Below are 25,269 nucleotides of genomic sequence, written 5' to 3' on the forward strand. Positions count from 1 at the left end.
AAAGGAAGCGCCATGTCTGGAGTCACGGTGACCGGCGTCGAGCGAGTGCTTGACGTGTTTGAAGCGTTTCAGGCCAACGAGCGGCCTTTATCCCTGACCGATCTGGCCGAGGCGGCCGGCATTCCCAAGAGCACCTGCCACGCCATCGTTTCGACGCTGACGGCGCGCGGCTACCTGTACACGCTGAACCGTCCGCGCACGCTGTACCCCACCAAACGCATGTATGACGTGACGAGCGACATCCTGGCCAAGGACCCGTTCATCGAACACGTCACCCAGGTTCTGGAGCGGTTGCGCGATTCCACGCGGGAAACCGTGATCCTGGGCAAGCGCCTGGGCGAATCGGCGATCTACCTGCAGGTCATCGAAGGGCTGCACTCCATCCGCTATTCGGCCAAACCAGGGGAGTTCAAACCGCTGCATTCGAGTTCCATCGGCAAGGCCTTCCTGGGCACCCTGAAGGAGCGCGAGCTGCGCGCATGGCTGGAGAACCAGCAACTGGCCGCGATCACGCCGGAGACCAAGACCGAGCATGCGGCGCTGATCCAGGACATTCTGGAAAGCCGCAAGAACGGCTATTTCGTGACCCGGGGCGAGAACGTCTATGACGTGTGGGCAGTCGCGACGACGCTCACCATCAACAACGAGACGCTGGCCGTGGCGGTTGCCGGGCCCAAGCACCGCATGGAGGGCAATGTGGCCGAGTGCGCGAAGCTGCTGGTGGCGACCTGCAGCTTTTTGTCGCGGCAGCTGGGGCGGGCCTAGCGGGCGGCCCGGCCGGGGGCGATGCCGCTCAAGGCGCGCTGCGCCGATACAGCGCCAGCGTCCCCGCCAGCCCGATCAGCAGTCCCCCGCAGACGCGGTTCAGCCAGCGCAGGCCGGCGCCCTGGAAGGCGCGCACCATCTGCGCGCCCAGCGCGGCGTAGGCCAGCATCACGGCGACGTTCATCAGCGCCATGACCCCGGCCAGTACGGCGTACTGCGCCAGCAGAGGGGCGGCGGGATTGATGAACTGGGGCAGGAAGGCGGACATGAACAGCAGCGCCTTGGGGTTGGTCAGCGCCACCGCGAAGCTGCGCAGGCCCAGCGCCAGGCCGGCCGGACGGCGGGCGTCCGCCTGGGCGGCAGGCATGACCAGCGCCGCGTCCGAGCGCAGCATCTTCCAGCCCAGGTACGCCAGATAGGCCGCGCCCACCCATTTGATGAGCTGGAAGGCGATTTCGGACGCCGCGAGCACCACGCCCAGTCCCGACGCCACCGCGCCGATCAGGACCAGGTCGGCCAGGACTGCGCCGGCCATGCCCCAGCAGGCCGCGCGCACGCCGTGGCGCGAACCGTTGCTCATGGCGAGCAGGACGGTGGGGCCCGGCGTGATGATGGTGACGGCCGAGGCCAGGATGAAGAGCAGCAGGGTGGCGAGGGTCATGAGGGGGCTCCGTGGCTGGGGCCAGTGTGCCGCGACGGCCGCCATTCGTCCAGGTCCGGCTACCATAGCGGTCTTATCTCCTGAATTTGCATCATGTCCACGCGTTCCGACTCCCCCAATCTTGCCCCTCCGCTGTCCTCCGTCCTGCTTTCCAGCGCGGAGGTGGTCGAGGGCGTGCTGGACGGCCGCTCCCTGACGGACGCGCTGGCCGGCGTGGAATCGTCCTTGCGGCCCGCCACGCAGGCGGTGTCGTTCCATGCGATGCGCTACCTGGGCTGGGCCGACGCCGTGGGCCGCGAGATGGTGCAGCGCTATCCCAGCGTGCTGTTCGAATCCCTGCTGCTGGTGTCCCTGACCCTGCTGAAGGAAGAGGGCGATGCCGCCGCGGCCCTGCCGGGCATGCCGGTCTACGCCGCGCATACGGTGGTGGACCAGGCCGTGACGGCGGCCTCCCGCAGCCGCGCCCTGGCTTCCTATAAGGGCATGCTCAACGCCTGCCTGCGTCGTTTCCTGCGCGAGCGCGCGGCGCTCGAGGCTGCCGTGGCGGACAGCCCCGAGGCCCAATGGAACCACCCCGGCTGGTGGGTCAAGCAGCTGAGCGTGGCCTATCCGCGGGAATGGCGCGAGATCCTGGCTGCGGCCAATGTGCCCGCGCCGCTGACCCTGCGGGTCAATCGCCGCCGCGCCAGCCGCGAGCAGGTGTTGGCCGCCTTCCAGGCCGCCGGCTTGGCGGCCGAACCTGTGGGCCAGTCCGGCCTGGTACTGGCCACGCCCAAGCCGGTCACGCAACTGCCCGGCTTTGCCGAGGGCTGGTGGTCGGTACAGGACGCCGGCGCGCAACTGGCGGCCGAACTGCTGGCGCCTGCCGACGGCATGCGGGTGCTGGACGCCTGCTCGGCCCCTGGCGGCAAGACCGCCCACCTGCTGGAGCTGGCCGATATCGACCTGCTGGCGCTGGATGCCGACGCCGACCGGCTGGCCCGCGTCGGGCAGAACCTGGACCGGCTGGGTCTGGCAAGCGATCGTGTCCAGTTGAAAGCGGCGGATGCGGCCGACCTGGACGCCTGGTGGGACGGCAAGCCGTTCGACGCCGTGCTGGCCGACGTCCCCTGCACGGCCTCGGGCATCGTGCGCCGCCATCCCGACATCCGCTGGCTGCGGCGCGAGAACGACGTGCGTCGCACGGCCACCCTGCAGGCCAGCATCCTGGACGCGCTCTGGCGCACCGTGGCGCCCGGCGGGCGGCTGCTTTACGTGACCTGCTCGATCTTCCCGATCGAGGGTACGCGCCAGGCGCTGGAGTTCATGCAGCGCCATCCGGAGGCGCAGCGCCTGGACGCGCCCGGCCAATTGCTGCCAGTTGCGGTCGATGCAACACCTGCGGCGCAGCGCGACGGGTTTTTCTACGCCTTGTTTGCCAAGCAGTCCTGAATCGCCAAGAATAGGGGGCATGACGTAGTTCCGGTGCCGTATGTCCATTATTCCGCGCTTATTTCTCGGGTTGTTGCTCGCATCTGCCTTGCTTTCCTTCGTGCCGGGCGGGCAGGCGCATGGGGCGGAACCCAAGGTCACCGAAGTTCGCCCGGCGGTTCGAGACGGCCAGCTCCAGATCGACGCGGACATCGAGTTCGAACTGAACTCGCAGCTGCGCGAAGCCGCCCAGCGCGGAGTGCCGCTGTATCTCACCGCCGACCTCACCGTCACGCGCGAACGCTGGTGGTGGTTCGACAAGTCCCTGGTCGACACGTCCCGCACCTGGCGCATCATCTACAACGCCCTGACCCGGCAATGGCGGGTGGGCGTGGGCGAACTGACCTTTCCAGTCGCCTCGCTGGATGACGCCATGGGGGTCATCCGGCATATCCGCAACTGGCCGGTGGCGGACGCCGCCGACTTCGATGCGGGCGTGCTGTACGGCGGCCAGTTGCGCCTGCGCCTGGATACGTCGCTGCTGCCGCGGCCCTTCCAGGTCAACGCCCTGAACAGCAGCTCCTGGGTACAGTCGACGCCGTGGATGGACTTCACGTTCGTGCTCAGCGACAAGGAGAAAGACCCGTCATGAGGCTTGTGCTTCGGCTGGCCCTGATGGTTGGCGCCGCAAGCGGCCTGGCATTGCTGGGGCTGTTGGCGTGGTCCACCGGCAATGCCTCGCGCTTTGCGCGCTACTACGACACGCTGCTGGTGCTGAATGGCATTTTTGCGCTGGCGCTCTTCATCTGGGTGGTGGCGCTGACCGTGAGGCTGGCGCGGCAGATCCGTCGACGCCAGTTCGGCGCGCGGCTGACGGCCCGTTTTTCCCTGGCGTTTGCGCTGATCGGCGTGGTGCCCGGCGCCCTGATCTACACCGTGTCGGTGCAGTTCATGTCGCGCTCGATCGAATCCTGGTTCAACGTGCGCGTGGACACGGCGCTGGAGGCGGGCCTGAACCTGGGCCGCGCCGCGCTGGATTCGCTGCTGGCCGACCTGGACGCGCGTGCGCGCTCCATGGCGATGGAACTGAACCGCAGTTCCGACAGCGGCGTGACGCTCGCCTTGACGCGGCTGCGCGAGGCCAACGGCGTGCAGGAAGCCATGGTCTTTACCGGCAGCGGGCGCATGATCGCGTTCTCCACCAGCCAGTACGGGCAATTGCTGCCCGCGATGCCGCCGTCCACCGTCATGAACCAGCTGCGGCTGGCGCGCGGCTACTCCGCCGCCGAGGCCGATGACCCGGTGACCCCCGGCGCTGAAGGCGGGCTGCACCTGCGGGTGGTGATTCCGCTGACCGGCCCCGACCGCTACGACAACCTGTTGGGACCGGCATCCGAACCGCGTTGGCTGCAGCTGCTGCAGCCGGTACCCGAGCAGATCGCCCACAACGCCAATCTGGTGCAGCAGGGTTTTCGCGACTACCAGGAGCTGGCGCTGTCGCGGCTGGGCTTGCGCAAGCTGTACGGCATCACCCTGACCCTGGCCTTGCTGCTGGCGGCCTTCGGCGCCATCGCGGTGGCGCTCTCATTGTCCAAGCGGCTGGTGCGCCCGCTGCTCAGCCTGGCGGGCGGCACGCAGGCCGTGGGCGTGGGCGACTACCGGCCCTTGCCCGAGCCGCCCGAGCGCGACGAAGTCGGCCAGCTCACGCGTTCGTTCAACGCCATGACACGCCAGCTCGACGAGGCCCGCCGCATGGTCGAGAGCAACCGGCAGCAGCTGGAACGCTCCAATGTCTATCTGGAAAGCGTGCTGTCGAACCTGTCCTCCGGGGTGCTGGTGTTCGACGAATCGTTCCGCGTCACCACCGTCAACCAGGGCGCCCAGACCATCCTGGGCGCGGACCTGCGCTCGGTGATCGGACGGCCGCTGGAAACCGTGGCCGGCATGCTGGAGTTCGCCAACATCGTGCGGCAGGCTTTTTCCGCCCACGCCGCGGTGGGGTCCGAGCGCCAGCACTGGCAGCAGCAATTCGAGATCGCCCCGGGCCAGGACGACGCGCCCGCTGGCTCGCAGCCCCTGACCCTGCTGGCGCGCGGCACGCATCTGCGCGTGGACGGGCGCGGCAACGGCTATCTGGTGGTGTTTGACGACATCACCGAAGTGATCTCGGCCAACCGGACCGTGGCCTGGGGCGAAGTCGCCCGCAGGCTGGCGCACGAGATCAAGAACCCGCTTACGCCGATCCAGCTATCGGCCGAGCGCCTGGCGATGAAGCTGGAGGGCAAGCTGCCTCCCGCCGAGGCCCAGATCGTGGCACGGTCTACCAATACCATCGTCAACCAGGTGGCATCGCTCAAGCAGATGGTGGACGACTTCCGCGAATATGCCCGCACGCCGCCGGCCGTGATGCAACGCATCGACTTCAACGCCCTGGTGGCGGACGTGCTGTCGCTGTACGGCTGGGAGCCCGAAGGCGGTTCGTCGCGCCTGGCCGAAAAGGCCCTGAATCTGGACGTGACGCTGGCGCCGGACCTGCCGCCCATCGAGGGCGATCCCACCCAGTTGCGGCAGGTGATCCATAACCTGATGTCCAATGCCCGCGACGCGATCGCCGAGCAGGGCGGGCAAGGGCGGGTCAGCGTGACCACGCAGCTCATGCGCAGCGAGCAGCCCGACCGGGCGGCCCATCAGGCGCTCAGGTTCACGGTCGCCGACACGGGCCCGGGCTTTCCTCCCCAGGTCATGCAGCGCGCGTTCGAGCCCTACGTCACCACCAAGTCCCACGGGACTGGGTTAGGATTGGCAATCGTACGCAAGATCGTGGAAGAACACGGCGGGCGTATAGACCTTGCGAACCGCAAGGAAGGGGGCGCGCGGATCTCCATATTGTTGACCCGGCTGGCTTCCGAGGCCGATACTATGGACGCGACCGCGCAAGAAAAGGATAATGCGGCTACGCAATAGGTGGATGCTTTATGGCCAGAATTCTGGTGGTTGACGACGAAGTCGGTATACGCGAGCTTTTGTCGGAAATCCTATACGACGAAGGACACACGGTCGAGCTGGCTGAAAACGCGGCGCAAGCGCGCGCCGCACGCTTGCGCATGCGTCCTGACCTGGTGTTGCTGGACATCTGGATGCCGGACACGGACGGCGTCAGCCTGCTCAAGGAATGGGGCTCGCAAGGCCTGCTGGACATGCCCGTGATCATGATGAGCGGCCATGCCACCATCGACACGGCAGTCGAAGCCACGCGCATCGGCGCCATGGACTTCCTTGAAAAGCCGATCACGCTGCAGCGCCTCCTGAAGACGGTCGCCGCCGGCTTGGCGCGCGGCCGCGCGCCGCATCCGGCGCCTGCCGCCGCGCATTCGGCCGTGGCCAGCCCCGCGGTGGCGCTGGAAGACGAACTCGATCCCCCGGTCCAGGCCGCCGCGCCGTCCAATGAAGTCCCCGTCACGTCCAACGGCCAACTGGGCAGCATTTCGCTGGACCAACCGCTGCGCGAGGCGCGCGACGAATTCGAGCGCATCTATTTTGAATACCACCTGGTCCGCGAAAGCCACAGCATGACCCGCGTGTCGGAACGCACGGGGCTGGAACGCACCCACCTGTACCGCAAGCTCAAGCAATTGGGCATCGAGTCCGCCCGCAAGCGGAGCTCATGAAGATCCTGATCATGGGCGCTGGTCGCGTAGGCACCAGCGTGGCCGAGAACCTGGTGTCCGAAGAGAACGACATCACGGTGATCGATTCGGATCCTGTCCAGCTCCAATACCTGCAAGAACACTTCGACCTGCGCGTCGTCCATGGCGACGGCTCGCAGGTTTCGGTGCTGGAGGCCGCTGGCGCCGCCGACACCGACCTGCTGATCGCCTGTGCGGCCTCGGATTCGGCCAATATGGTGGCCTGCAAGATCGCGCGCCAGCTGTTCAACATTCCCCGCCGCATTGCCCGCATCCGTTCGGTGGAGTTCGCCGAACACCCGGAACTCATGAGCGAAGAGGGCTTCTGCATCGACGCCCTGATCAGCCCCGAGCGCAGCGTCACCACCTATCTGCACAGCCTGATCGAATTTCCCGAGGCCCTGCAGGTGGTGGAGTTCGCCGAAGGCCGGGTCAGCGTCGTGACCGTGCGGGTCGGCGCGGGCAGCCCGATGGCCCATTCGCCGGTCGACAAGCTGCGCGACGTCTGGCCCGACGTGAAGGCGCGAGTGATCGACGTGCTGCGCGGCGGCCGGCCGCTGCGGGCCGGCAGCGGTACCGTCGTCGCCCCGGGCGACGAAGTGGTGCTGGTGGTGGACTCGCGCGATGCGCGCCGCGCCGTTCGGCAGCTGCGTGAGGCCGAGCGTGCCGTGCGCCGCGTGATGATCGCGGGCGGCGGCAACATCGGCCTGCGCCTGGCGCGCCAACTGGCCGAGGAAAAATACAGCGTCCGCATCATCGAGCGCGACCAGAAGCGCTGCGAATACCTGGCGACCCAGTTGCCCGACAGCGTGCTGGTGCTGCACGGCAGCGGCACCGACGAGGCGTTGCTGGAACGCGAGAACATCGAGGACATGGACACCTGGCTGGCGCTGACCAGCGACGACGAGGACAACATCATGTCCTCGCTGCTGGCCAAGCGCCTGGGCGCGCGCAAGGTGATCGCGCTGATCAACCGCCAGGCCTACGGCGAACTGATGCAGGGCAGCCATATCGACATCGCCGTGTCGCCATCCCAGGCCACCATGAGCGAACTCCTGCGGCATGTGCGCCGTGGCGACGTGGCCGCCGTGCACCGGCTGCGCCAGGGCGTGGCGGAAGCGCTGGAGGCCATCGCCCATGGCGACCGCTCCACTTCCAAGGTGGTGGGGCGCGCGGTCGGGCAGATCAGCCTGCCGAAGGGCGCCAGCATCGGCGCCCTGGTGCGGGAGGACGAAATCATCCTGCCGGACGCCGACACCGTGATCGAATCCGACGACCACGTCATCGTCTTCGTGCCCTCGCGGCGGCAGATGCCGCGCGTGGAAAAGCTGTTCCAAGTCTCGGCGTCGTTCTTCTGATGCGCGCCGCCTCCTTCCTTCTGCGCGGGCCGCGCGCGGCCGGATAGCTCCATGAAGCGCGTCCTGGGCACCCTCTACATCCTGGGCCTGACGATGGTGATGTTCGCGCTCACCATGCTGATCCCGCTGACCGTCGCCTACGTGGGCGGCGACGGCGCGCGTGAGGCCTTCCTGGACGGGTTCCTGATCTCGGTGGGCATAGGCGGCGGCCTGGCCGCGATAACGCGCCGCGCCCGCTGCGAGCTGCGGGCGCGCGACGGCTTCGTGCTGGTGTCGGCCGTGTGGGCGGGCCTGCCCCTGCTGGCGGCCATTCCGCTGCTGCTCTACTTCCATGGCGCCGGCTTGCCGCTGTCGTTTACCGGCGCCTATTTCGAGGCCATGTCGGGCCTGACCACCACCGGCGCCACCGTCCTGACCAATCTGGACACCTTGCCCGCGTCGATCAACCTGTGGCGGGCCACGCTGATCTGGATCGGCGGCATGGGCATCCTGGTGCTGGCCGTGGCCATTCTGCCCCTGCTCGGGGTCGGCGGGCACCAGGTGGTGCGGGCGGAAACCCCCGGACCGATGAAGGACGAGCGGCTCACGCCGCGCATCGCCAGCACCGCCAAGGCGCTGTACGCGGTGTATTTCGTGTTCTCCATCCTGTGCTTCCTGGCCTACCGGGCGGTCGGCCTGTCGTGGTTCGAGGCCTGGTGCCACATGGCCACCACCATGGGCCTGGGCGGCTTTTCGACCTGGGATGACGGCTTCGCTCATTTCGATTCGGTCGCGGTGGAAATGGTCGCGATGGTGTTCATGCTGATCGCAGGCATCAACTTCGCCACCCACTTCAATGCCTTCCGCCAGCGCAGCGCGCGCGCCTACGTGCGGTGTCCGGAGGCGATCCCCTACCTGGTGGTGGTATTGGGAGTCGGGTTGGTCATCTCGGTGTTCCTGTTCCTGAAAGGGGTCTATGAAGACCCGCTGCAGGCGCTGCGCTACGGCATGTTCAACACGATTTCCATGGCGACCACCACGGGCTACGCCAATACCGACTTCGCGCAATGGCCGCTGTTCGCTCCGCTGACCATGCTGCTGCTGTCGGGCTTCGCCACGTCGGCCGGGTCGACCGGGGGCGGCATCAAGATGATCCGGGCGATCCTGCTGGTCAAGCAGGCGCGCAATGAGCTGGTCACAATGTTGCACCCGCACGCGGTCAGCCCGGTGCGCATCAATGGCCGCGCGGTCGAGACCCGCACCATGTCGTCGGTGCTGGCCTTTATGCTGTTCTACGGCCTTTCCATCGCCGTTTTCACCAGCCTGCTGCTCCTGTCCGGCCTGGATCCGATCACCGCCTTCTCGGCCGTCTTCGCCAGCGTCAACAACACCGGACCAGGCCTGGGGCCCGTCGGACCCATGGGCAACTTCGCCGTCCTGTCCGATTTCCAGATCTGGGTCTGCACCTTCGCGATGCTGATCGGGCGCCTGGAACTGCTGACGGTGCTGGTGTTGTTCACCCCTATTTTCTGGCGGAAATAGATAAGGGATAACCCTTATAAGGGTTGTCCCACCCCCTCTTGAAAGCCCCTTGAGTGCTTGCTTTCCGGCTGCCGCAGCCCGGGAGGCCGCGCCATTTCTATGCCGTGAGCGCTCGCTCACTTTCCTTCACAGGGAAAAACCGATTGCTTCGTGATGTTGCACATAAATGTCACGATTTTCCATCTTCTTGCCACAAAACAGCGGCTATCATGCGTGCACAAGCTGCCGTCTAGTGCCCCCCGGGCTGTTTCCGGGCTTCAAGGTCGAACGGCGCACACCCTCATCAAACATTCAGAAAGGAGTCCGAGATGGAACAGATCCCGTTCATTTCGTCGGCCCCCAACACCCTGGGCATCGAGCTCGAGCTGCAACTGATAGACCCGCGCAGTTTTGACCTGACCGCAGCCTCGGACGAGCTGCTGGCCCAAATGGCCAACCACCCCATCGCCGACCGCGTTAAACCGGAAATCACGCGGTCCATGATTGAACTGAATTCCTCGGTGCACGAGCACCCCATGGGCCTCTTGGCCGAGATGCGCGAAATGCGCGACGCCCTGATCGAAGCGGCGGACGCCGTGGGCGTATCGGTCGCTGGTGGCGGCGCCCACCCCTTCATGCGTTGGCAGGAACGGTCCATTTCGGACACCCCGCGCTTCCAGTACCTGGCCGAAATGTACGGTTACCTGGCGCGTCAATTTACGGTCTTCGGCCAGCACATCCACCTGGGCGTCAAGAACGGCGACGATTCCATCAAACTGTTGCGCCGCCTGTCGCCCTATGTGCCGCACTTTATCGCCCTGTCGGCCTCGTCGCCCTATTGCGAGGGGGTGGACACCTTGTTCTCGTGCTCGCGCCTGAACGCGGTGAACAGCTTCCCGCTGGCCGGGCACATGCCGCCCGAAGTGAAGGACTGGTACCAATTCGAGGCCCATCTGGCGCAGCTGCGCGCCTATGGCCTGGCGGAAAGCATCAAGGACCTGTACTGGGACATCCGCCCCAAACCGGAATTCGGCACGGTCGAAATCCGCGTGTGCGACACGCCGCTGACGGTCGAACGGGCTTGCCAGCTGGCGGCTTTTGCCCAGGCCCTGGCGGTGCTGCTGATGCGCGAGGGCGACCCCGGCGACGGCGCCTGGCTGTCCTATCGCAGCAATCACTTCCAGGCTTGCCGCTTCGGCCTGCAGGGCAGCTACGTGACGCCGGACGGACAGCGCCTGCGGCTGATGGACCACCTGCGCAACCTGTTCCAGCGCCTGATGCCGGTGGCTGAAGAACTGGGCACGGGCGACATGATCGCCGCCCTGCGCGATGAATCCATGCGCAGCGGCAACGATTCCCGCTGGCTGCGCAGCCAGTTCCACCGCTTGCGCGACCTGCCGTTGGTGGTGGAGGCCATGTCGAACGCATGGCGCGGCGTGGCTTCGCCCGGCGTAGGGCCCGCAGAACCGACGGCGGTCCTGAGGCGCCGCATTCGCGCAACCTCCGAGCCCATGTCGGCGTTGCCGGCTTCCGAGCCCGGGGTCAGCGTGCCGATGCCGGAACGCCTGCACTAGACGGGGAGGCCGGCGCCCGCAAAGCGCCGGCTCTGCCGGTCAGCCTGCGGCCCAGGTCAGGGCGCGCGGTGCCGGCCGCCAATCGCGCTGACCGACAGCCGGGTTTCACCGGCCACGGTGCGATGCGCCGCGGCGCGCCAGGCGTGGCCGTAGGCGACTTCGATACTCAGCACGATCAGACCGTCGGGCCGGCGCTGCGCTTCCAGCGCGGCGCAGAGACGGTCGCGCCAGTCGCGGCCCACCAGGCCGCCGCGCCGGCCTTCGGCCGGGTTGCCGCCCAGCGCGCGTACGTCCTGCAGCAGCTTTTCCGGGCTGCGGTAGGTCAGGGTCAGGATCTCCTGGTCCATGACCGGATCCGCGAAGCCGTTTTCCACCAGCAGGTCGCCGAAATCATGCATGTCCACGAAGGACGGCGTAGCCGTGCGCAGCCCGGCGTCGTCCAGGGCCTGGCGCAGTTCCCGCAGTGTGGCCGGCCCAAGACAGGAGAACATCGCCAGTCCGCCCACTTTCAGGATGCGCCGCCATTCCGCCAGCACGGCGTGCGGAGCGCGGTGCCAGTGCATGGCCAGGTTGGACCACACCAGTTCCAGCGATTCGGGCGCCAGGCCCGTCGCCGCCAGGTCGGCGTTGACGAAGGCAGGGGCGGCCGGGCCGCGGCGCGCCAGCTTGCCGATCCAGGCCGACAGGCCGGCAGGGGCATGGCGCTTGCGCGCCTGTTCCAGCAGCGGTTCGCAGTTGTCCAGCCCGGTATAGGCGGCGTCGGGATAGCGTTCACGCAGCAGCGGCAGGTTGTCGCCCGCGCCGCAGCCCGCGTCCAGCATGGCTTGCGGCTGGACCCGGATGTATTGCAGGCGGCCCAGCATGCGGCGGGCGATTTCCCCGTACAGGAACTGGGCCTCGGCCAGGTCGCCGCGGCGGGCGAATTGCCGGGGCACGTCGGCGCTGACGATGGGCAGGGAGGGGAGCGTTGCGGATTCTGGCAGGGACATTTCGGTCGCACCCGCGTCTGCAACGCGGGCGGATCATGGTTTCATGAGGGATGGCATCCATTATTGCGCATCCCGGCCGCGGCTTCCGATTGCCCCTACGGGTCATGGGGCGGTGGCTGCTGTCGCGCGTCGGTTGCGACTGCCCCTTGTGCGGCGCCCGGGTGGCGGGTGCTAGGCTTTGCGCGGGCTGCGAGGCGGATATCTGCGGCGATGCTCTCCGCCGGGCCGATAGTGGGGTGGTCGCGCGTCGCCCTGCAGCGCCACGCTGTCCGCGTTGCGCCCTGCGGTTGCGCCCGGATGCGCCGCACTGCGCCGCCTGCCTGGGCGCGCCCCGGACGTTTTCGCGCACGATTGCCGCCTTTGACTACGCGCCGCCCGCCGACACCTTGATCCTGATGCTGAAGACCCGGCTGCGCCTCAGCATGGCGCCGGTGCTGGCCCGGATGATCGCGGCTGCCGTGGCCCGCGACGGGCCTGCGCCGGACGGCGCCTTGCTGGTGCCCGTTCCCGCCAGCCGCGCATCGCTGCGCCAGCGCGGCATGAATCCGGCCGGTGAAATTGCGCGCAGCCTGGTGGCGGAGCTGGGGCTGCCGCTGGCGCGCGGGCTGCTGCGGCGCCGGCGCGAGACGCCCCGGCAGACCGCGCAGGGCCGCCAGGCCCGCCGGCTCGGGGCGCAAAACCTGTTTTATTGCGTGGGCGACGTGCGCGGCCGGCAGCTGCTATTGGTGGACGACGTCATGACCACCGGCAGCACCGCCAACGCGGCCGCCGCTGCGCTGCTGGCAGCAGGAGCTGCGGATGTCACGGTGCTGGTGGCGGCGCGCACGCCCTGAGCCGGCCCCCAGGTAAATCGGCGACAATTCCCGGTGCGCGGCGACGTTTCCGCCGCAAGCCGTCCCGAGTCCCTAGCGCCATGTTCCACGTCATCCTTGTTTGTCCCGAAATCCCGCCCAATACCGGCAACGCCATCCGCCTGTGCGCCAATACGGGCGCGCAATTGCACTTGGTTCGTCCCTTGGGCTTCGAGCTCGACGACGCCCGCATGCGCCGCGCCGGCTTGGATTACCACGAATGGCAGCCCGTCCGCGTGCACGACACGCTGGAGGAGGCTTTGGCCGATACCGGCGCCGCGCCGTCCAGCATCTACGCGCTGACCACGCATGCGCAACGCAGCGTGGCGGATATCGGCTTCAAGCCGGGCGACGTGTTCGTATTCGGCCGCGAAACGTCGGGCCTGTCGGAAGAACATCAGGCGATGTTCCTGCCCCAGCAGCGCCTGCGCCTGCCGATGCGCGCTGGCCAACGCAGCCTGAACCTGTCGAATGCCGTCGCCGTGACGGTGTTCGAGGCCTGGCGTCAACAGGGGTATGAAGGGGGAGTGTGACGGGTGCGCGCTGAAGCCGGCGCGCCTGGCCCGTCACGGCTGGGCTGCAATCAATCCAGCGACAGATTCAGCTTCTCGATCACCTGGTCCCAGCGCGCCTTTTCATTCTTGATGCGGGCGGTCAGGGCTTCCGGCGTGGACGGCGCGGGGGTGAAGTACTGCAGCGCCAGCTGCTTGCGCACCGCTTCGCTGCCGATGATGCGCGCCAGCTCGCTGTTGAGCCGTTCGACGATGGGCGTGGGCGTGCCGGCGGGAACCAGCACGGCATTCCAGGAAATTGCTTCAAAGTCCGGATAGCCCTGGGATGCCATCGTCGGCACGCCCGGCAGCGCCTCGCTGGGCTGCAGGCTGGTCACGGCCAGCAGCTTCACCTTGCCGTCGCGGGCCTGGGGCACGGCGATGGCGGGCACCATGAAGCCGGCCTGGACATCGCCGCCGATGATGGCCGAGATGACCTGCGGGAAGCCGGAATAGGGGATGTGCGCCAGGTCTACGCCGGCGCTTTCCTTGAACATTTCCATCGCCAGATGAGCCGAGCTGCCCGGGCCCACGGAACCGTAGTTCAGCGAATTGCCGCGGCCTTTCACCAGCGCGACGAAGTCCTTGACGTTATCGACCTTCAGGCTGCTGGGCACGACCAGCACGTTGGGGCTGGTGCCCACCAGCGATACCGGCTGCAGGTCGCGCAGCGGGTCGTAGCCCAGCGTCTTTTTGTACAGCGTGGGGGCGGTGACCAGCGGGCCGTTGATCGTGTAGAGCAGCGTGTAGCCGTCCGGCTTGGCCTGCGACACGATGCGCGTGCCGATGTTGCCGCCGGCGCCCGGCTTGTTGTCGATCACGATGGGCTGGCCCAGCGCCTGCGACAGCGGTTCCGAGATGGTGCGCGCCAGGATGTCGGGCGACGAGCCGGGCGGGAAGGGCACGACCATGTGGATCGGACGGTCGGGCCAGTCGGCATGGGCGGCGGCGGGCAGGATGGCGGCCAGGCTCAGGCATAGGCCGCGTAGCAGCGGGCCGACCCGGAACTTGCGGGTTTGCGTCATGAAGGATGTCTCCTCGGGGTTGTGCGTGGTATTTGTTTTTGGGGCGGCTCAGCGGGGCCGGTTGTCCGGCGACGCGTCCGGCTGGCTGGCTATCCCGCTTTCGTAGCGGGCGTCGCGCGCCAACAGGGCGGACACGGCCGTCATGGGGGCCACGCCGTCGAACAGCACGGCGCAGACGGCTTCGGTGATGGGCAGTTCGACCCCGATGGCGCGGGCGCGGTCCAGCGCGGCGCGCGCGCAGCGCACGCCTTCGGCCGTGATGCCGCTGGCCAGGATGTCGGCCAGCTTGCGCCCGGCGCCGATCTCCAGGCCCACGCGGCGGTTGCGCGACAGCTCGCCTGTCGCGGTCAGGACCAGGTCGCCCAGGCCGGTCAGCCCGGCGAAGGTCTCGGCCTGCGCGCCCAGCGCCACGCCGAAGCGGGTCATCTCGGCCAGGCCGCGGGTGATCAGCGCGGCGCGGGCATTGGTGCCCAGGGCCAGGCCGTCGCCAATGCCGCAGGCGACCGCGATCACGTTTTTCAGCGCGCCGCCCACTTCCACGCCCACCAGGTCGGTGCTGGCGTAGACGCGCAGCGCCGCGCCGTGGAAGGCGGCAGTGGTGGCAGCGCGCAAGGCGGGGCTGTCGCTGGCCACGGTCAGCGCGACCGGCAGGCCCTGCGCGACTTCGCGCGCGAACGAGGGGCCCGACAATGCGCCGCCGGTGGCGCCAGGCAGGGCCTCGCGCATGATTTCATGGGGCAGCCTGGCCGTGTCGGCTTCAAAGCCCTTGCACGTCCAGACGATGGGAGTGTCCTGCAATCCCAGCGCGGGCAGCCGGCGGGACAGCTCGCCGCAGATGGCGGTCAAGCCGGCCACGGGCACGCCCAGCACGATCAGCCGGCGCGCGCCGTCTTCTTGCAGGCTGCGCAGCGTGGCGTCGAGATCGGAGGAGATATTCAGTGCCTGCGGCAGGGCGATGCCCGGCAGGTAGCGCGCGTTTTCGTGCGAGGCGGCCATGTCGGCGGCCTGCGCGGCATCGCGCGCCCAGAGTACGGTGGCGTGGCGGCGGCTGGCAGCCGCCGCCAGCGCGGTGCCCCAACTTCCCGCACCCAGGACGGCGACGCGCAGGCGTGGCTCGATGGGATTTTTCATCGCCGAGCCGCCTCAAGATGAAAAGCGCCCCCACGGGGGGCAGCAAGCCGAAGGCGCAGCGTGGGGGCTCTTTTCATTGGACGCCGCGGCTGCTTTACTGGCGGGTCGCGCCGGGGGGCAGGATGATGCCCGAGTCGCTGCCGTTGCCGTTGGCGGCGCTTTGCTGCTGTTGCAGCTCGGCCAGGCGCTGCTCGTACAGGGCCTGGAAGTTCACTTCGGTCAGGTGCAGCGGCGGCATCGAGGTGCGGGTGATCGCGTCGGCGATGTTGGCGCGCAGGTAGGGGTACAGCATGGTCGGGCAGACGATGCCCAGCAGCGGGTCGAGCTGTTCTTCGGGGATGTTGGCGGCCTCGAAGATGCCGGCTTGCGTGCCTTCGACCAGGTACACGACCTTTTCATTGATGCGGGTGGTGACGGTGACGGTAACCGTGGTTTCGAACACGGTTTCAGCCAGGCGCTGGCCACCCACGGTGATGCTTACCTCGACCTGGGGCGCTTCCTGCTCCAGGAAGACGTGGGGCGCATTCGGCATTTCCAGCGAAAGGTCTTTCAGGTAGACGCGCTGCAGATTGAACGAGGGCGCGTTGCCGCCTTCTTGCTGGGTGTTTTGGTCTTGATCAGCCATGAGTGTTTCCGTTGGTGGGAGGGGCAAAAAGGGGGCGATTTAGCTGGCCAGCATGGGGGCAAGGCCACCCGAGCGGTCCAGGGCCATCAGGTCGTCGCAACCGCCGACGTGGGTATCGCCGATGAAGATCTGCGGGACGGTGCGCCGGCCGGTGCGTTCGATCATGACGTCGCGCTGGGACGGGTCCCGGTCGATCTGGATGATTTCCAGGTCGGTCACGCCGCGCTGCTCCAGCAGGGCTTTGGCGCGGGCGCAATAGGGACAATAGTCCTTGCTGTACATGACGACTTTATTCATGGGCGCTCCTGTGAGTACAAGAATAGGTAGATGGGGGCGCGGCCCCAGGCTTCAACCCTTCTGGGTCACGGGCAGGCTGGCGGCCGACCAGGCGCGCATGCCGCCTTCCAGCGGCACGACGTCGGCGAAACCCTGGGCGCGCAGCTTGGCGGCGGCGCGGGCCGAATCGCGGCCATTGTCGCAAACCACGACCAGCGGCTTGTTCTTGGGCAGCGCGGCGGCCTTTTGCTCCAGATCGGCCGCCGGCACGTTGCGGGCCTGGGCGATGTGGCCGGCCTGGAACTGTTCGGCGGGACGGACGTCGACCCATACGGCCTGGCGCTGGTTGACCATCTGGATGGCCTCGGTCGTGCTCACGGCCGAACCGGTGCGGCCTTTGCGCAGGGCGGGGATGGCCAGCATGATGCCGGAGATCACGGCAACGGCGACGATGAAGACGTTGTTTTTATCGATCAAGAATTGCAAAAGGTCCACGGGGCATCCTGAAGTGCGGCGACTAGCCTGGTATAGGCGAACCCTGATGCGCCGCGCCGCAGAAATGGGCGGGTGCGCCGGGGCAAAATCAAGGGCAAAATCGCTCAATTATAAAATGAGCGCATTCCTTCACTTTAACCCGCGTTACAAGCGTCCCAAATCATGCACAAACTCGTTCTGATGCGCCACGGCGAAAGCCAGTGGAATCTGGAAAACCGCTTCACCGGTTGGACCGACGTCGACCTTACCGAGACCGGCCGCGAACAGGCCCGCAAGGCCGGCGAACTGCTCAAGAAAGAAGGCTTCACCTTCGATCTGGCCTACTCGTCGCTGCTCAAGCGCGCCATCCGCACCCTGTGGATCGCCCTGGACTCCATGGACGCCATGTACACCCCGGTCGGCGTGACCTGGCGCCTGAACGAACGTCACTACGGCGCGCTGCAAGGCTTGAACAAGGCCGAAACCGCCGCCAAGTACGGCGACGAGCAAGTGCTGATCTGGCGCCGCGCCTACGCCATCGCCCCGGAACCGCTGGCGCTGGACGACGAACGCCATCCGCGTTTCGACAAGCGCTACGCCAAGGTGCCGGCCGACCAGCTGCCCGCCACCGAATGCCTGAAGGACACCGTGGCCCGCGTGCTGCCGTTCTGGAACGAATCCATCGCCCCGGCCATCCGCGCCGGCCGCAATGTCCTGATCGCGGCCCACGGCAACAGCCTGCGCGCCCTGATCAAGCACCTGGACAACGTGTCGGACGAGGACATCGTCAACCTGAATATTCCCACCGGCCAGCCGCTGGTGTACGAATTGGATGATGACCTGCGCCCGATCCGCCACTATTATCTGGGCGATGCCGCCGAGATCGAGGCGGCCATGGCTGCGGTGGCAGCCCAGGGCAAGGCTAAGAAGGACTGATATTCCTATGCGTCGCGCGGCAGGGTTGTTGTTGGCGGTCATGTTGACCGGTGGAGCGCTGTCGGCTCGCGCCGCGCCCAACGACCTTGCCGGCCGCCAGTCCGACGCGGAAAAGCAGCAGGCCGCCTTGCGCGACCGCATCGAGAACCTGCAAAAGGATATCGATGACCGCGAGGCCGCCCGCAAGGAAGCCGCCGACGCGCTCAAGCAGTCCGAGTCGGCGATTTCCAAGATCAACCTGCGCCTGCGGGAGCTGGCCGAGGCCAACCGCCAGGCGCAGGCCGACCTGACCGGCCTGGAAAAGCAGATCGGCGCCCAGCAGGCGGTGCTGGCCAAGCGCCGCACCGAACTGGCCGAACAGCTGCGCACCCAGTACACCAGCGGCCTGTCGCCCTGGACCGCCCTGTTGTCGGGCGACGATCCCCAGGTGCTGGGGCGCAACCTGGGCTATCTGGATTATGTGTCGCAGGCCCGCGCCCAGGCCGTGCAGGCCCTGCGCGAGGACATCGAGCGCCTGGCCGCCCTGCAGGGACGCGCCGACGCCCGCCGCGCGGAAATCGAAAAAGTCGTGGCCGAGACCTCCGAGCAGAAGACCGCGCTGGTCGGTCAGCAGAAGGAGCGCGCCACGCTGCTGGCCCAGCTGGAAGGGCAGATCGCCGCCCAGCGCGCCGAAGCCAACAAACTGGGCCGCGACGACCAGCGCCTGTCGCGGCTCATCACCGATCTGGATGCGGCCATCGCCAAGCAGATCGAGGACGCCCGCCGTGCCGAGGAAGCGCGCAAGCGGGCCGAGGAAGTGCGTCGCGCGGAAGAAGCGCGCCGCGCCGCCGAGGAAGCCAAAAAACGCGCCGACGCCGAGCGCCGCGCCGCCGACGAGGCCCGCAAGAAGGCCGAGGCTGACCGCAAGCTGGCCGCAGACAATGCCAAGCAGGCCGCCGACAACGCCAAGCGCGAGCGCGACGCCCGTGACGCCCGCGATGCCGCCCAGGCGCGCGAACAGGTCGAAGCCGCCTCGCGCCAGAACCGCGGTCCCGTGGCCGTGGCCGACCCGGATGCCGCCGGACTGCGCCCGGCCGAGCAGAAGCAATCCCGGCTGACCACGCCCGAACCGCCGCCTCAGGCCAAGCCCGCGGAACCGCCCAGGAAGGCGGAACCTATAGAGGAAAAACCCGCTCCAAGCCGTAGCGAGCCTGCGCAGCAAACCCAGACCGCGCGCGCCGCGCCGGCGGTGGGCGGCGGCAACGGCTTGCGCCACGGGCTGTCCATGCCGGTGCGCGGCCAGGTGCAGGGGCGCTTCGGGGTCGACCGTCCGGATGGCGGCGTATGGCGCGGCGTGGTGCTGCGCGCCGCCGAAGGCACGCCGGTCAAGGTGGTGGCCCCCGGCACGGTGGTCTACGCCGATTGGCTGCGGGGTTTTGGCAACCTCATCATTGTGGATCATGGGCAGCAATACCTGACCGTCTATGCTTACAACCAAAGTCTGCTCAAACGGGTGGGAGATTCGGTGACGGGTGGCGATACCATCGCCACGGTCGGGGCGACCGGCGGCCAAGTGGAATCCGGCCTATACTTTGAAATTCGCCATCGTGGCGCTCCTGTGGATCCGGCACAATGGCTGGCGCAGTAGATTGATGTCGTTGGTAATTACCAAACCCCATCGGCGAAAACAAAATTCGGGAAGTGTGCATGGGCACTCGTAAGTTTCGCGGTTTCGGTCTGATTGCCATCGGTGCGGTGGCTGGTGTGTTGCTCAGCGTAGGCGTGACCGCGGTCGCCCAGCGCGGCAGCCCTCTGCCACTGGACGAACTCAGGCAGCTGAGCAATGTGTTCGCCGCCATCAAGAACAACTACGTCGAGGCCGTCGACGACAAGACCCTGATCGACAATGCCATCTCCGGCATGGTGTCGAACCTCGACCCGCACTCGGCCTACCTGGACGCCGATGCCTTCCGCGAAATGCAGACGGCCACGCAAGGCGAGTTCGGCGGCCTGGGCATCGAGGTCGGCGCGGAAGACGGCTTCGTGAAGGTCATCTCGCCCATCGAAGACACGCCCGCGGCCCGTGCCGGCGTGATGGCTGGCGACCTCATCATCAAGATCGACGACACCCCCACCAAGGGCATGACGCTCAACGATGCCGTCAAGCTGATGCGTGGCGCGCCCAAGTCGCCGATCACGCTGACCATCATGCGCGCCGACCGTCCGCAGCCCATCGTGCTGAAGATCGTGCGCGACATCATCAAGGTACGCAGCGTACGCAGCAAGATGCTGGACAACGGCATCGGCTACGTCCGCGTCGCCCAGTTCCAGGAAAAGACCGGCGCCGACCTGGCCAAGCAATTGAAGGACCTCGGCGCCAAGGAAGCCCCCAAGGGCCTGGTGCTGGACCTGCGCAACGACCCGGGCGGCCTGCTGACCAGCGCCATCGGCGTGTCCGGCGCGTTCCTGCCGCCCGACTCGGTGGTGGTGACCACCGACGGCCGTACTCCGGACGCCCGCCACAAGTACCTGGCCACGCCTTCGGAATACGCCCGCGGCGAAAGCAACTACCTGGCCGGCCTGCCGGCCTGGACCAAGACCGTGCCGATGGTGGTGCTGGTGAACGTGGGCTCCGCCTCGGCGTCCGAGATCGTGGCCGGCGCGCTGCAGGACCACAAGCGCGCCAAGGTCCTGGGCAACCGCACCTTCGGCAAGGGCTCGGTGCAGGTGATCCTGCCGCTGTCCGAAACCACTGCGGTCAAGCTGACCACCTCGCGCTACTTCACCCCGAGCGGCCGCTCGATCCAGGCCACCGGCATCGAACCCGACTACGTCGTGGCCGACACCGCCGAAGGCGACCTGTTCCGCCTGCCGCGCGAAGCCGACCTGCAGCGCCACCTGTCCAACCAGCAGACGGCCAACGAAGTGAAGTCCAGCGCCGGCGAAGACAGCGCCGATGTGCCGGCCAAGGTGTTCGAATTCGGCGGCAAGGACGACTTCCAGCTGCAACAGGCCCTGAACGTGCTGGCCGGCAAGCCGGTGCAGAAGGGTTCGGCCCGCGCCCAGGCCAAGGCTGATGCCAAGGCCGGCGGCGGTACGCCCCAGCGCATGAAGATCACGCCGACCGGAGTCGAGCCCAGCAAGGACAAATGAACGACGAGCAACTGCTGCGCTACGCCCGCCACATCCTGCTCGACGAGCTGGGAATCGAAGGGCAGGAAAAACTGCTGGCGGCGCGTGTGCTCATTGTGGGGGCGGGCGGACTGGGTTCCCCTGCCGCGCTCTATCTGGCCACTGCCGGCGTGGGCGACATCACCCTGGCCGATGACGATGTCGTCGAGCTGAGCAACCTGCAACGCCAGATCCTGCACACCACCGCCAGCGTCGGCCGCCACAAGGCCGAGTCGGGGCGGGACATGCTGGCGGCCTTCAATCCGCAGACCCGGGTCCATGCCCGCGTCGAGCGCCTGGAAGGCCAGGCCCTGTCCGACGCCGTCGCCCAGGCGGACCTGGTGCTGGACTGCACCGACAACTTCACCACCCGCCACGCCATCAACCGCGCCTGCGTGCAGCACCGCAAGCCACTGGTATCGGGCGCGGCCATACGCTTCGACGGCCAGGTCAGCGTCTATGACCTGCGCGACGACAACGCGCCCTGTTACCACTGCCTGTTCCCGGAAGCGGACGACGTCGAGCAAGCCAATTGCGCCACGATGGGCGTGTTCGCCCCGGTCGTCGGCATCATCGGCAGCATGCAGGCCGCAGAGGCCCTGAAACTGCTGTCCGGGGTGGGCGAAAGCCTGTCCGGCCGTCTGCTGTGGCTGGACGTGCGCACCATGCAATGGCGCAGCGTCAACGTCCAGCGCGACCCGGAATGCGCCGTCTGCGGCCATCGCGGGCACTGATTTCCTGCCCGGGATTGGCCCCGCGGACAATATTAAAGGCTTGAAATACCTGCTATAACGCCAGCCAGCCTACCCGAAAGCGGGTAGATGGCCAGGGACGTGACCGCGTGGATACAGCACTGAAGTTCAGTTTGCCCAAATGGCGCCTGACGCGTTGGCTGACGCATTCCGGGCACGACACCCCTGCGGACATCCGTTCGGCCCTGATCGCCAGCTTGTTCGGCACGCTGCCCATTTTTGCCGGCGGCGTCATCAACACCCTCATGATCTCCGGCGTGGTCGCCTGGCGCCGCCCCGAGCCGCTGTACCTGTCCTGGCTGGCGATGGAGGTGATACTGGCCCTGGTCCGCGTGCTGATCCTGCGGTCCGCCTTGCGCGCCGCGCCCAAGGGCGGCAATACCCATACCGATATCTACATCCTGCTGGCGCTGCTGTGGGCGTTCAGCGTGGGCTACGGCGTCTTCGTCACCTTCATCAACGGTGACTGGCTGGCCGCCACCCTGGCCGGCGTGTCCTGCGGGGCCATGGCCGGCGGCATCTGCTTCCGGAACTACGGCGCGCCGAGGCTGGTCGGCGCCATGATCTTCCTGAGCCTGGGGCCGATGTGCCTGGGCGCGGCCTTCACCGGCGAATACGTCACAGCCATCGTCTTCATCCAGATTCCGTTCTACCTGGTCAGCATGAGTGTCGCCTCGCACCGGCTCAACCGCATCCTGGTGTCGACCATGCTGGCCGAGCGCGACAGCGAACGCCGCGCCAGCGAAGACGCGCTGACCGGCCTGGCCAACCGCGCCGGCCTGCAGGCCGCGCTGGAGCGCGTCTGCGCCAGCGCGCGCGGCCAGGACAGTTCTGCGGCGCTGTTGTACATGGACATGGACGACTTCAAGCTCATCAACGACACCTACGGCCATGCTGCCGGCGACCAGGTGCTGATGACCATCGCCCAGCGCATGCGCTCCATGTTGCGGGTGGACGACGTGGCCGCGCGGATTGGTGGCGACGAGTTCATCGTGCTGGTGACCGGCATTGACGCCACGGCCGCGCTACGGCTGGGCGAGCACCTGCTGCATGACGCTTCCCAGCCGATCACGCTGGCGGATGGCACGCGGGTCAGTGTCGGCCTGTCCATCGGCATTTCCATTGTGTCCGGCGCCAACCGCAGCCCGGAAGCTGCCTTGCATTCCGCCGATGCCGCCCTCTACCGGGCCAAGGCGCAGGGCGGCCGCTGTTGCGCGGTGGCCGGGGCGGATGAGGCCGAAAAGACCGTCCGGGACGACGAACCCGCCGTCGCCTGATCCGCCCGGTTCGCGTAATCCATCAAGCCTGAACCCGATCTGGAAGCGGCTTCTTTCTCAAAAGTTATCAGATAACCTGAGAAGTGTGCCTATAATGCCGGGATGCTGACCAAGAGCCTCACCCTGACCGAACAGGTCGCCCGCCAGATCGCCGCCGACATCGCCGGGGGCGCCTATCCCGTCGGCGCCAAGCTGCCGGCGGGCCGCGTGCTGGCCGAGCAATACGGCGTCAGCGCCGCGGTCATCCGCGAGGCCACCGAACGCCTGCGAGCCCAGGGTCTGATCCAGAGCCGGCAGGGTTCCGGCAGCACCGTGTTGTCGCGCACGGGCGCGCAGGGCTTCCAGCTGTCCGCCGGCATCGCCGTGGACCGCAAGCAGTTGGCCGGGGTCTACGAATTGCGCATGGAGCTGGAAGGCGGCGCGGCCGCGCTGGCTGCGCTGCGGCGCGACGATGCTGACCTGGCCGCCATGGCGCGCGCCCTGGCTGACCTGGGATCGCATCTGGAAGACCCGGAGCAGGGCGTGGAGCACGACATCGCCTTTCACCGCGCCATTGCCGCCGCCACGCACAACAGCTGCTACCAGGACCTGTTGCAGTACCTGAACCTGCAGCTCAGGCTGGCGGTCAGCACTGCGCGCAGCAACAGCCGCCTGCAGGCCGGTTTGACGGCCGCCGTGCACCAGGAGCACGTGGCCGTGTTCGAGGCCATCCGCGCGCGCGATCCCGAACGGGCGCGGCACGCGGCCGCCCGCCATCTGCAACAGGCGGCCAGCCGCCTGCAACTCGATCTCCTCTCTCCCGCCGCAAGGCAGACATCATGAGCGCATCCGACTTTACGCAACGCCTGGTCCAGGCCCTGGGCCCCGATACCGTCATCACCGCCGAGGCCGACATTGCGCCCTGGCTGTCCGACTGGCGCGGCCTGTACAAGGGCAACGCGCAGGCGGTGGTGCGCCCGCGCACAACCGCCGAGGTCGCCACTTGCCTGGCGCTGTGCCAGGAGGCAGGCGTGCCGGTAGTGCCGCGCGGCGGCAACACCGGCCTGTGCGGCGGGGCCACGCCGGATGCCGCCGCGGGCAATGTGGTGCTGAGCCTGGACCGCATGAACGCCGTGCGCTCCATCGACACCATCGCCAACACCATGGTGGCCGAGGCGGGCGCGATCCTGGGCAATTTGCGCCGTGCCGCGCAGGACGCCGGCCGCCTGCTGCCGCTGAGCCTGGCCGCGGAAGACTCCAGCCAGATCGGCGGCAACGTTGCCACCAACGCCGGCGGCGTGAACGTGGTGCGTTACGGCATGGCGCGCGAACTGGTGCTGGGCCTGGAAGCGGTGCTGCCCACGGGCGAGATCTTCCACGGCCTGCGCACGCTGCGCAAGGACAACACCGGCTACGACCTCAAGCAATTGCTGATCGGCTCCGAAGGCACGTTGGGTGTCATTACCGCCGTCGCCTTGCGATTGTTCCCGCGCACTGATGTGCGCTCGGTGGTGCTGGCCGCCGTGGAGTCGCCGGCGCAGGCCCTGCAACTGTTCGAGATCCTGTTCGAACAATGCGGTGCGCGGCTGCAGGCGTTCGAGTACTTCTCGGGCGACTGCCTGGATCTGGTGCTGGCGCACGCCGCGGGTGTGCAGGAACCTTTTGACCAGCGCTATCCGGCCTATGTGCTGGTGGAGCTGGCGGACACGGCCGATGAGGCCGCGCTCAATGGCCTTGTTGAAAACGTGATCGGCACGGCGCTGGAACGCGGCCTGTGCCTGGACGCAGCCGTGTCGGCGTCGCTGGCGCAATTGCAGGCGCTGTGGAAGCTGCGCGAGGAAATCTCCGAAGCCCAACGCGCCGACGGCCCGCACCTGAAGCACGACGTGTCGCTGCCGATCGAACGTATTCCCGACTTCATGGAATCCGCCGAGGCCCGCGTGCGCGCGCTGTACCCGGACATCCGCCCCTTCATCTTCGGCCACTTCGGCGACGGCAACCTGCACTACAACCTGTCGCGCCCGGCCGGAGCCGATCGCGACTGGGTGGCGGTGCATGGGGCGGCGATCACTGATGCGGTGCTGGACGAGGTCAATCGCTATGGCGGGAGCATTTCGGCAGAACACGGGATCGGGCAGCTGAAGCGGGATCATTTCCTGCATAGCAAGGACGCGCTGGAGCTGCGGTTGATGCGGGAAATCAAGGCTGTATTGGATCCTGCGGGGATTATGAATCCGGGGAAGTTGCTGTAGTTTTTTTGGGGTGTTTTTGAGCGGGGCTTCGGCGGTGTGCATGAGCG

The 25,269-nt window shown here is 67.4% G+C and carries 24 protein-coding genes; 17 read left to right on the plus strand and 7 right to left on the minus strand.

Features of this window, described 5'->3' with window-relative positions; genetic code table 11:
* Positions 1 to 12 precede the first annotated feature (12 nt).
* Positions 13 to 765, plus strand: a complete 753-nt coding sequence (locus tag AC1RHV_RS25575) for an IclR family transcriptional regulator (protein ID WP_313388529.1) — start codon at positions 13 to 15, stop codon at positions 763 to 765.
* Positions 766 to 793: 28 nt separating this feature from the next.
* Here AC1RHV_RS25575 and AC1RHV_RS25580 read toward each other — a convergent pair whose 3' ends face one another.
* Complete coding sequence (locus tag AC1RHV_RS25580; protein ID WP_175163464.1) at positions 794 to 1,426, minus strand: LysE family translocator; 633 nt, start codon at positions 1,424 to 1,426, stop codon at positions 794 to 796.
* Positions 1,427 to 1,519: 93 nt separating this feature from the next.
* Between AC1RHV_RS25580 and rsmB the strand changes: the two genes are divergently transcribed.
* From rsmB to AC1RHV_RS25615, 7 genes are all read left to right on the plus strand, one after another.
* Positions 1,520 to 2,857: a 16S rRNA (cytosine(967)-C(5))-methyltransferase RsmB gene (gene rsmB, locus AC1RHV_RS25585; protein ID WP_460360418.1), complete on the plus strand. Its 1,338-nt coding sequence runs from the start codon at positions 1,520 to 1,522 to the stop codon at positions 2,855 to 2,857.
* 40 nt (positions 2,858 to 2,897) lie between these two features.
* Positions 2,898 to 3,488, plus strand: coding sequence for a DUF4390 domain-containing protein (locus AC1RHV_RS25590; RefSeq protein ID WP_082401241.1), 591 nt, complete (start codon positions 2,898 to 2,900; stop codon positions 3,486 to 3,488).
* Positions 3,485 to 5,800, plus strand: a complete 2,316-nt coding sequence (locus AC1RHV_RS25595; protein WP_054457732.1) for a sensor histidine kinase — start codon at positions 3,485 to 3,487, stop codon at positions 5,798 to 5,800. Before AC1RHV_RS25590 ends, AC1RHV_RS25595 begins: the two co-directional genes overlap by 4 nt.
* A gap of 11 nt (positions 5,801 to 5,811) precedes the next feature.
* On the plus strand, positions 5,812 to 6,504 hold the full coding sequence (locus tag AC1RHV_RS25600; RefSeq protein WP_119450201.1) for a response regulator: 693 nt from the start codon (positions 5,812 to 5,814) through the stop codon (positions 6,502 to 6,504).
* On the plus strand, positions 6,501 to 7,880 hold the full coding sequence (gene trkA, locus AC1RHV_RS25605) for a Trk system potassium transporter TrkA (RefSeq protein ID WP_054457730.1): 1,380 nt from the start codon (positions 6,501 to 6,503) through the stop codon (positions 7,878 to 7,880). The genes AC1RHV_RS25600 and trkA overlap by 4 nt, the downstream gene beginning before the upstream one ends.
* Before the next feature lie 51 nt (positions 7,881 to 7,931).
* A complete protein-coding gene (locus AC1RHV_RS25610) occupies positions 7,932 to 9,401 on the plus strand; it encodes a TrkH family potassium uptake protein (RefSeq protein WP_054457729.1) in 1,470 nt (489 codons plus the stop codon).
* Positions 9,402 to 9,709: 308 nt separating this feature from the next.
* Entirely contained in the window at positions 9,710 to 10,954 is a 1,245-nt protein-coding gene (locus AC1RHV_RS25615) for a YbdK family carboxylate-amine ligase (RefSeq protein WP_175182286.1), read from the plus strand.
* Positions 10,955 to 11,010: 56 nt separating this feature from the next.
* On the opposite strand, the gene AC1RHV_RS25620 is transcribed toward AC1RHV_RS25615, so the two are convergent.
* Positions 11,011 to 11,943: a methyltransferase domain-containing protein gene (locus AC1RHV_RS25620; protein ID WP_054457727.1), complete on the minus strand. Its 933-nt coding sequence runs from the start codon at positions 11,941 to 11,943 to the stop codon at positions 11,011 to 11,013.
* A 287-nt stretch (positions 11,944 to 12,230) separates the two neighbouring features.
* Here AC1RHV_RS25620 and AC1RHV_RS25625 point away from each other — a divergent pair, with 287 nt between their 5' ends.
* Positions 12,231 to 12,776: a ComF family protein gene (locus tag AC1RHV_RS25625; protein WP_492302228.1), complete on the plus strand. Its 546-nt coding sequence runs from the start codon at positions 12,231 to 12,233 to the stop codon at positions 12,774 to 12,776.
* 80 nt (positions 12,777 to 12,856) lie between these two features.
* Entirely contained in the window at positions 12,857 to 13,327 is a 471-nt protein-coding gene (locus AC1RHV_RS25630) for a tRNA (cytidine(34)-2'-O)-methyltransferase (RefSeq protein ID WP_492302229.1), read from the plus strand.
* A 50-nt stretch (positions 13,328 to 13,377) separates the two neighbouring features.
* Here the strand turns inward: AC1RHV_RS25630 and AC1RHV_RS25635 are convergent, their stop codons facing one another.
* From AC1RHV_RS25635 to AC1RHV_RS25655, 5 genes are all read right to left on the minus strand, one after another.
* Positions 13,378 to 14,370 carry a Bug family tripartite tricarboxylate transporter substrate binding protein gene (locus tag AC1RHV_RS25635; RefSeq protein WP_054457724.1) on the minus strand — a complete coding sequence of 331 codons (993 nt, stop codon included), beginning with the start codon at positions 14,368 to 14,370 and terminating at the stop codon, positions 13,378 to 13,380.
* A gap of 48 nt (positions 14,371 to 14,418) precedes the next feature.
* Positions 14,419 to 15,501, minus strand: coding sequence for an NAD(P)H-dependent glycerol-3-phosphate dehydrogenase (locus tag AC1RHV_RS25640; RefSeq protein ID WP_492302230.1), 1,083 nt, complete (start codon positions 15,499 to 15,501; stop codon positions 14,419 to 14,421).
* Between the two features lie 94 nt (positions 15,502 to 15,595).
* Positions 15,596 to 16,126 carry a protein-export chaperone SecB gene (secB, locus tag AC1RHV_RS25645; RefSeq protein ID WP_054457722.1) on the minus strand — a complete coding sequence of 177 codons (531 nt, stop codon included), beginning with the start codon at positions 16,124 to 16,126 and terminating at the stop codon, positions 15,596 to 15,598.
* A 39-nt stretch (positions 16,127 to 16,165) separates the two neighbouring features.
* Positions 16,166 to 16,423, minus strand: a complete 258-nt coding sequence (gene grxC / locus AC1RHV_RS25650; RefSeq protein ID WP_054457721.1) for a glutaredoxin 3 — start codon at positions 16,421 to 16,423, stop codon at positions 16,166 to 16,168.
* A gap of 51 nt (positions 16,424 to 16,474) precedes the next feature.
* Positions 16,475 to 16,897, minus strand: a complete 423-nt coding sequence (locus AC1RHV_RS25655; protein ID WP_054457720.1) for a rhodanese-like domain-containing protein — start codon at positions 16,895 to 16,897, stop codon at positions 16,475 to 16,477.
* A gap of 162 nt (positions 16,898 to 17,059) precedes the next feature.
* Here AC1RHV_RS25655 and gpmA point away from each other — a divergent pair, with 162 nt between their 5' ends.
* The 7 genes from gpmA (at position 17,060) to AC1RHV_RS25690 (ending at position 25,222) form a co-directional block, all read left to right on the plus strand.
* Positions 17,060 to 17,812, plus strand: a complete 753-nt coding sequence (gene gpmA / locus AC1RHV_RS25660) for a 2,3-diphosphoglycerate-dependent phosphoglycerate mutase (protein WP_492302231.1) — start codon at positions 17,060 to 17,062, stop codon at positions 17,810 to 17,812.
* Positions 17,813 to 17,819: 7 nt separating this feature from the next.
* Positions 17,820 to 19,439 carry a murein hydrolase activator EnvC family protein gene (locus AC1RHV_RS25665; RefSeq protein ID WP_119450203.1) on the plus strand — a complete coding sequence of 540 codons (1,620 nt, stop codon included), beginning with the start codon at positions 17,820 to 17,822 and terminating at the stop codon, positions 19,437 to 19,439.
* A gap of 59 nt (positions 19,440 to 19,498) precedes the next feature.
* Positions 19,499 to 20,944, plus strand: coding sequence for a S41 family peptidase (locus AC1RHV_RS25670; RefSeq protein WP_175160786.1), 1,446 nt, complete (start codon positions 19,499 to 19,501; stop codon positions 20,942 to 20,944).
* Positions 20,941 to 21,696, plus strand: coding sequence for a HesA/MoeB/ThiF family protein (locus tag AC1RHV_RS25675; protein WP_054457716.1), 756 nt, complete (start codon positions 20,941 to 20,943; stop codon positions 21,694 to 21,696). Before AC1RHV_RS25670 ends, AC1RHV_RS25675 begins: the two co-directional genes overlap by 4 nt.
* Positions 21,697 to 21,803: 107 nt before the next feature.
* On the plus strand, positions 21,804 to 22,991 hold the full coding sequence (locus AC1RHV_RS25680; RefSeq protein WP_175182282.1) for a GGDEF domain-containing protein: 1,188 nt from the start codon (positions 21,804 to 21,806) through the stop codon (positions 22,989 to 22,991).
* 102 nt (positions 22,992 to 23,093) lie between these two features.
* A complete protein-coding gene (locus AC1RHV_RS25685) occupies positions 23,094 to 23,813 on the plus strand; it encodes a FadR/GntR family transcriptional regulator (protein ID WP_175182281.1) in 720 nt (239 codons plus the stop codon).
* Positions 23,810 to 25,222: an FAD-binding oxidoreductase gene (locus AC1RHV_RS25690; protein WP_175160791.1), complete on the plus strand. Its 1,413-nt coding sequence runs from the start codon at positions 23,810 to 23,812 to the stop codon at positions 25,220 to 25,222. Before AC1RHV_RS25685 ends, AC1RHV_RS25690 begins: the two co-directional genes overlap by 4 nt.
* Positions 25,223 to 25,269 lie beyond the last annotated feature (47 nt).

Source organism: Achromobacter sp. GW823-FHT04E03 (genome assembly GCF_058796095.1).

Coding starts and splice junctions, on each gene's coding strand:
- AC1RHV_RS25690 (WP_175160791.1), top strand. CDS start 23,810: ATGAGCGCATCCGACTTTACGCAACGCCTGGTCCAGGCCCTGGGCCCC.
- AC1RHV_RS25640 (WP_492302230.1), bottom strand. CDS start 15,501: ATGAAAAATCCCATCGAGCCACGCCTGCGCGTCGCCGTCCTGGGTGCG.
- grxC (WP_054457721.1), bottom strand. CDS start 16,423: ATGAATAAAGTCGTCATGTACAGCAAGGACTATTGTCCCTATTGCGCC.
- AC1RHV_RS25635 (WP_054457724.1), bottom strand. CDS start 14,370: ATGACGCAAACCCGCAAGTTCCGGGTCGGCCCGCTGCTACGCGGCCTA.
- gpmA (WP_492302231.1), top strand. CDS start 17,060: ATGCACAAACTCGTTCTGATGCGCCACGGCGAAAGCCAGTGGAATCTG.
- AC1RHV_RS25620 (WP_054457727.1), bottom strand. CDS start 11,943: ATGTCCCTGCCAGAATCCGCAACGCTCCCCTCCCTGCCCATCGTCAGC.
- AC1RHV_RS25610 (WP_054457729.1), top strand. CDS start 7,932: ATGAAGCGCGTCCTGGGCACCCTCTACATCCTGGGCCTGACGATGGTG.
- AC1RHV_RS25590 (WP_082401241.1), top strand. CDS start 2,898: ATGTCCATTATTCCGCGCTTATTTCTCGGGTTGTTGCTCGCATCTGCC.
- trkA (WP_054457730.1), top strand. CDS start 6,501: ATGAAGATCCTGATCATGGGCGCTGGTCGCGTAGGCACCAGCGTGGCC.
- AC1RHV_RS25630 (WP_492302229.1), top strand. CDS start 12,857: ATGTTCCACGTCATCCTTGTTTGTCCCGAAATCCCGCCCAATACCGGC.
- AC1RHV_RS25580 (WP_175163464.1), bottom strand. CDS start 1,426: ATGACCCTCGCCACCCTGCTGCTCTTCATCCTGGCCTCGGCCGTCACC.
- AC1RHV_RS25595 (WP_054457732.1), top strand. CDS start 3,485: ATGAGGCTTGTGCTTCGGCTGGCCCTGATGGTTGGCGCCGCAAGCGGC.
- AC1RHV_RS25670 (WP_175160786.1), top strand. CDS start 19,499: ATGGGCACTCGTAAGTTTCGCGGTTTCGGTCTGATTGCCATCGGTGCG.
- rsmB (WP_460360418.1), top strand. CDS start 1,520: ATGTCCACGCGTTCCGACTCCCCCAATCTTGCCCCTCCGCTGTCCTCC.
- AC1RHV_RS25675 (WP_054457716.1), top strand. CDS start 20,941: ATGAACGACGAGCAACTGCTGCGCTACGCCCGCCACATCCTGCTCGAC.
- AC1RHV_RS25575 (WP_313388529.1), top strand. CDS start 13: ATGTCTGGAGTCACGGTGACCGGCGTCGAGCGAGTGCTTGACGTGTTT.
- AC1RHV_RS25600 (WP_119450201.1), top strand. CDS start 5,812: ATGGCCAGAATTCTGGTGGTTGACGACGAAGTCGGTATACGCGAGCTT.
- AC1RHV_RS25665 (WP_119450203.1), top strand. CDS start 17,820: ATGCGTCGCGCGGCAGGGTTGTTGTTGGCGGTCATGTTGACCGGTGGA.
- secB (WP_054457722.1), bottom strand. CDS start 16,126: ATGGCTGATCAAGACCAAAACACCCAGCAAGAAGGCGGCAACGCGCCC.
- AC1RHV_RS25615 (WP_175182286.1), top strand. CDS start 9,710: ATGGAACAGATCCCGTTCATTTCGTCGGCCCCCAACACCCTGGGCATC.
- AC1RHV_RS25685 (WP_175182281.1), top strand. CDS start 23,094: ATGCTGACCAAGAGCCTCACCCTGACCGAACAGGTCGCCCGCCAGATC.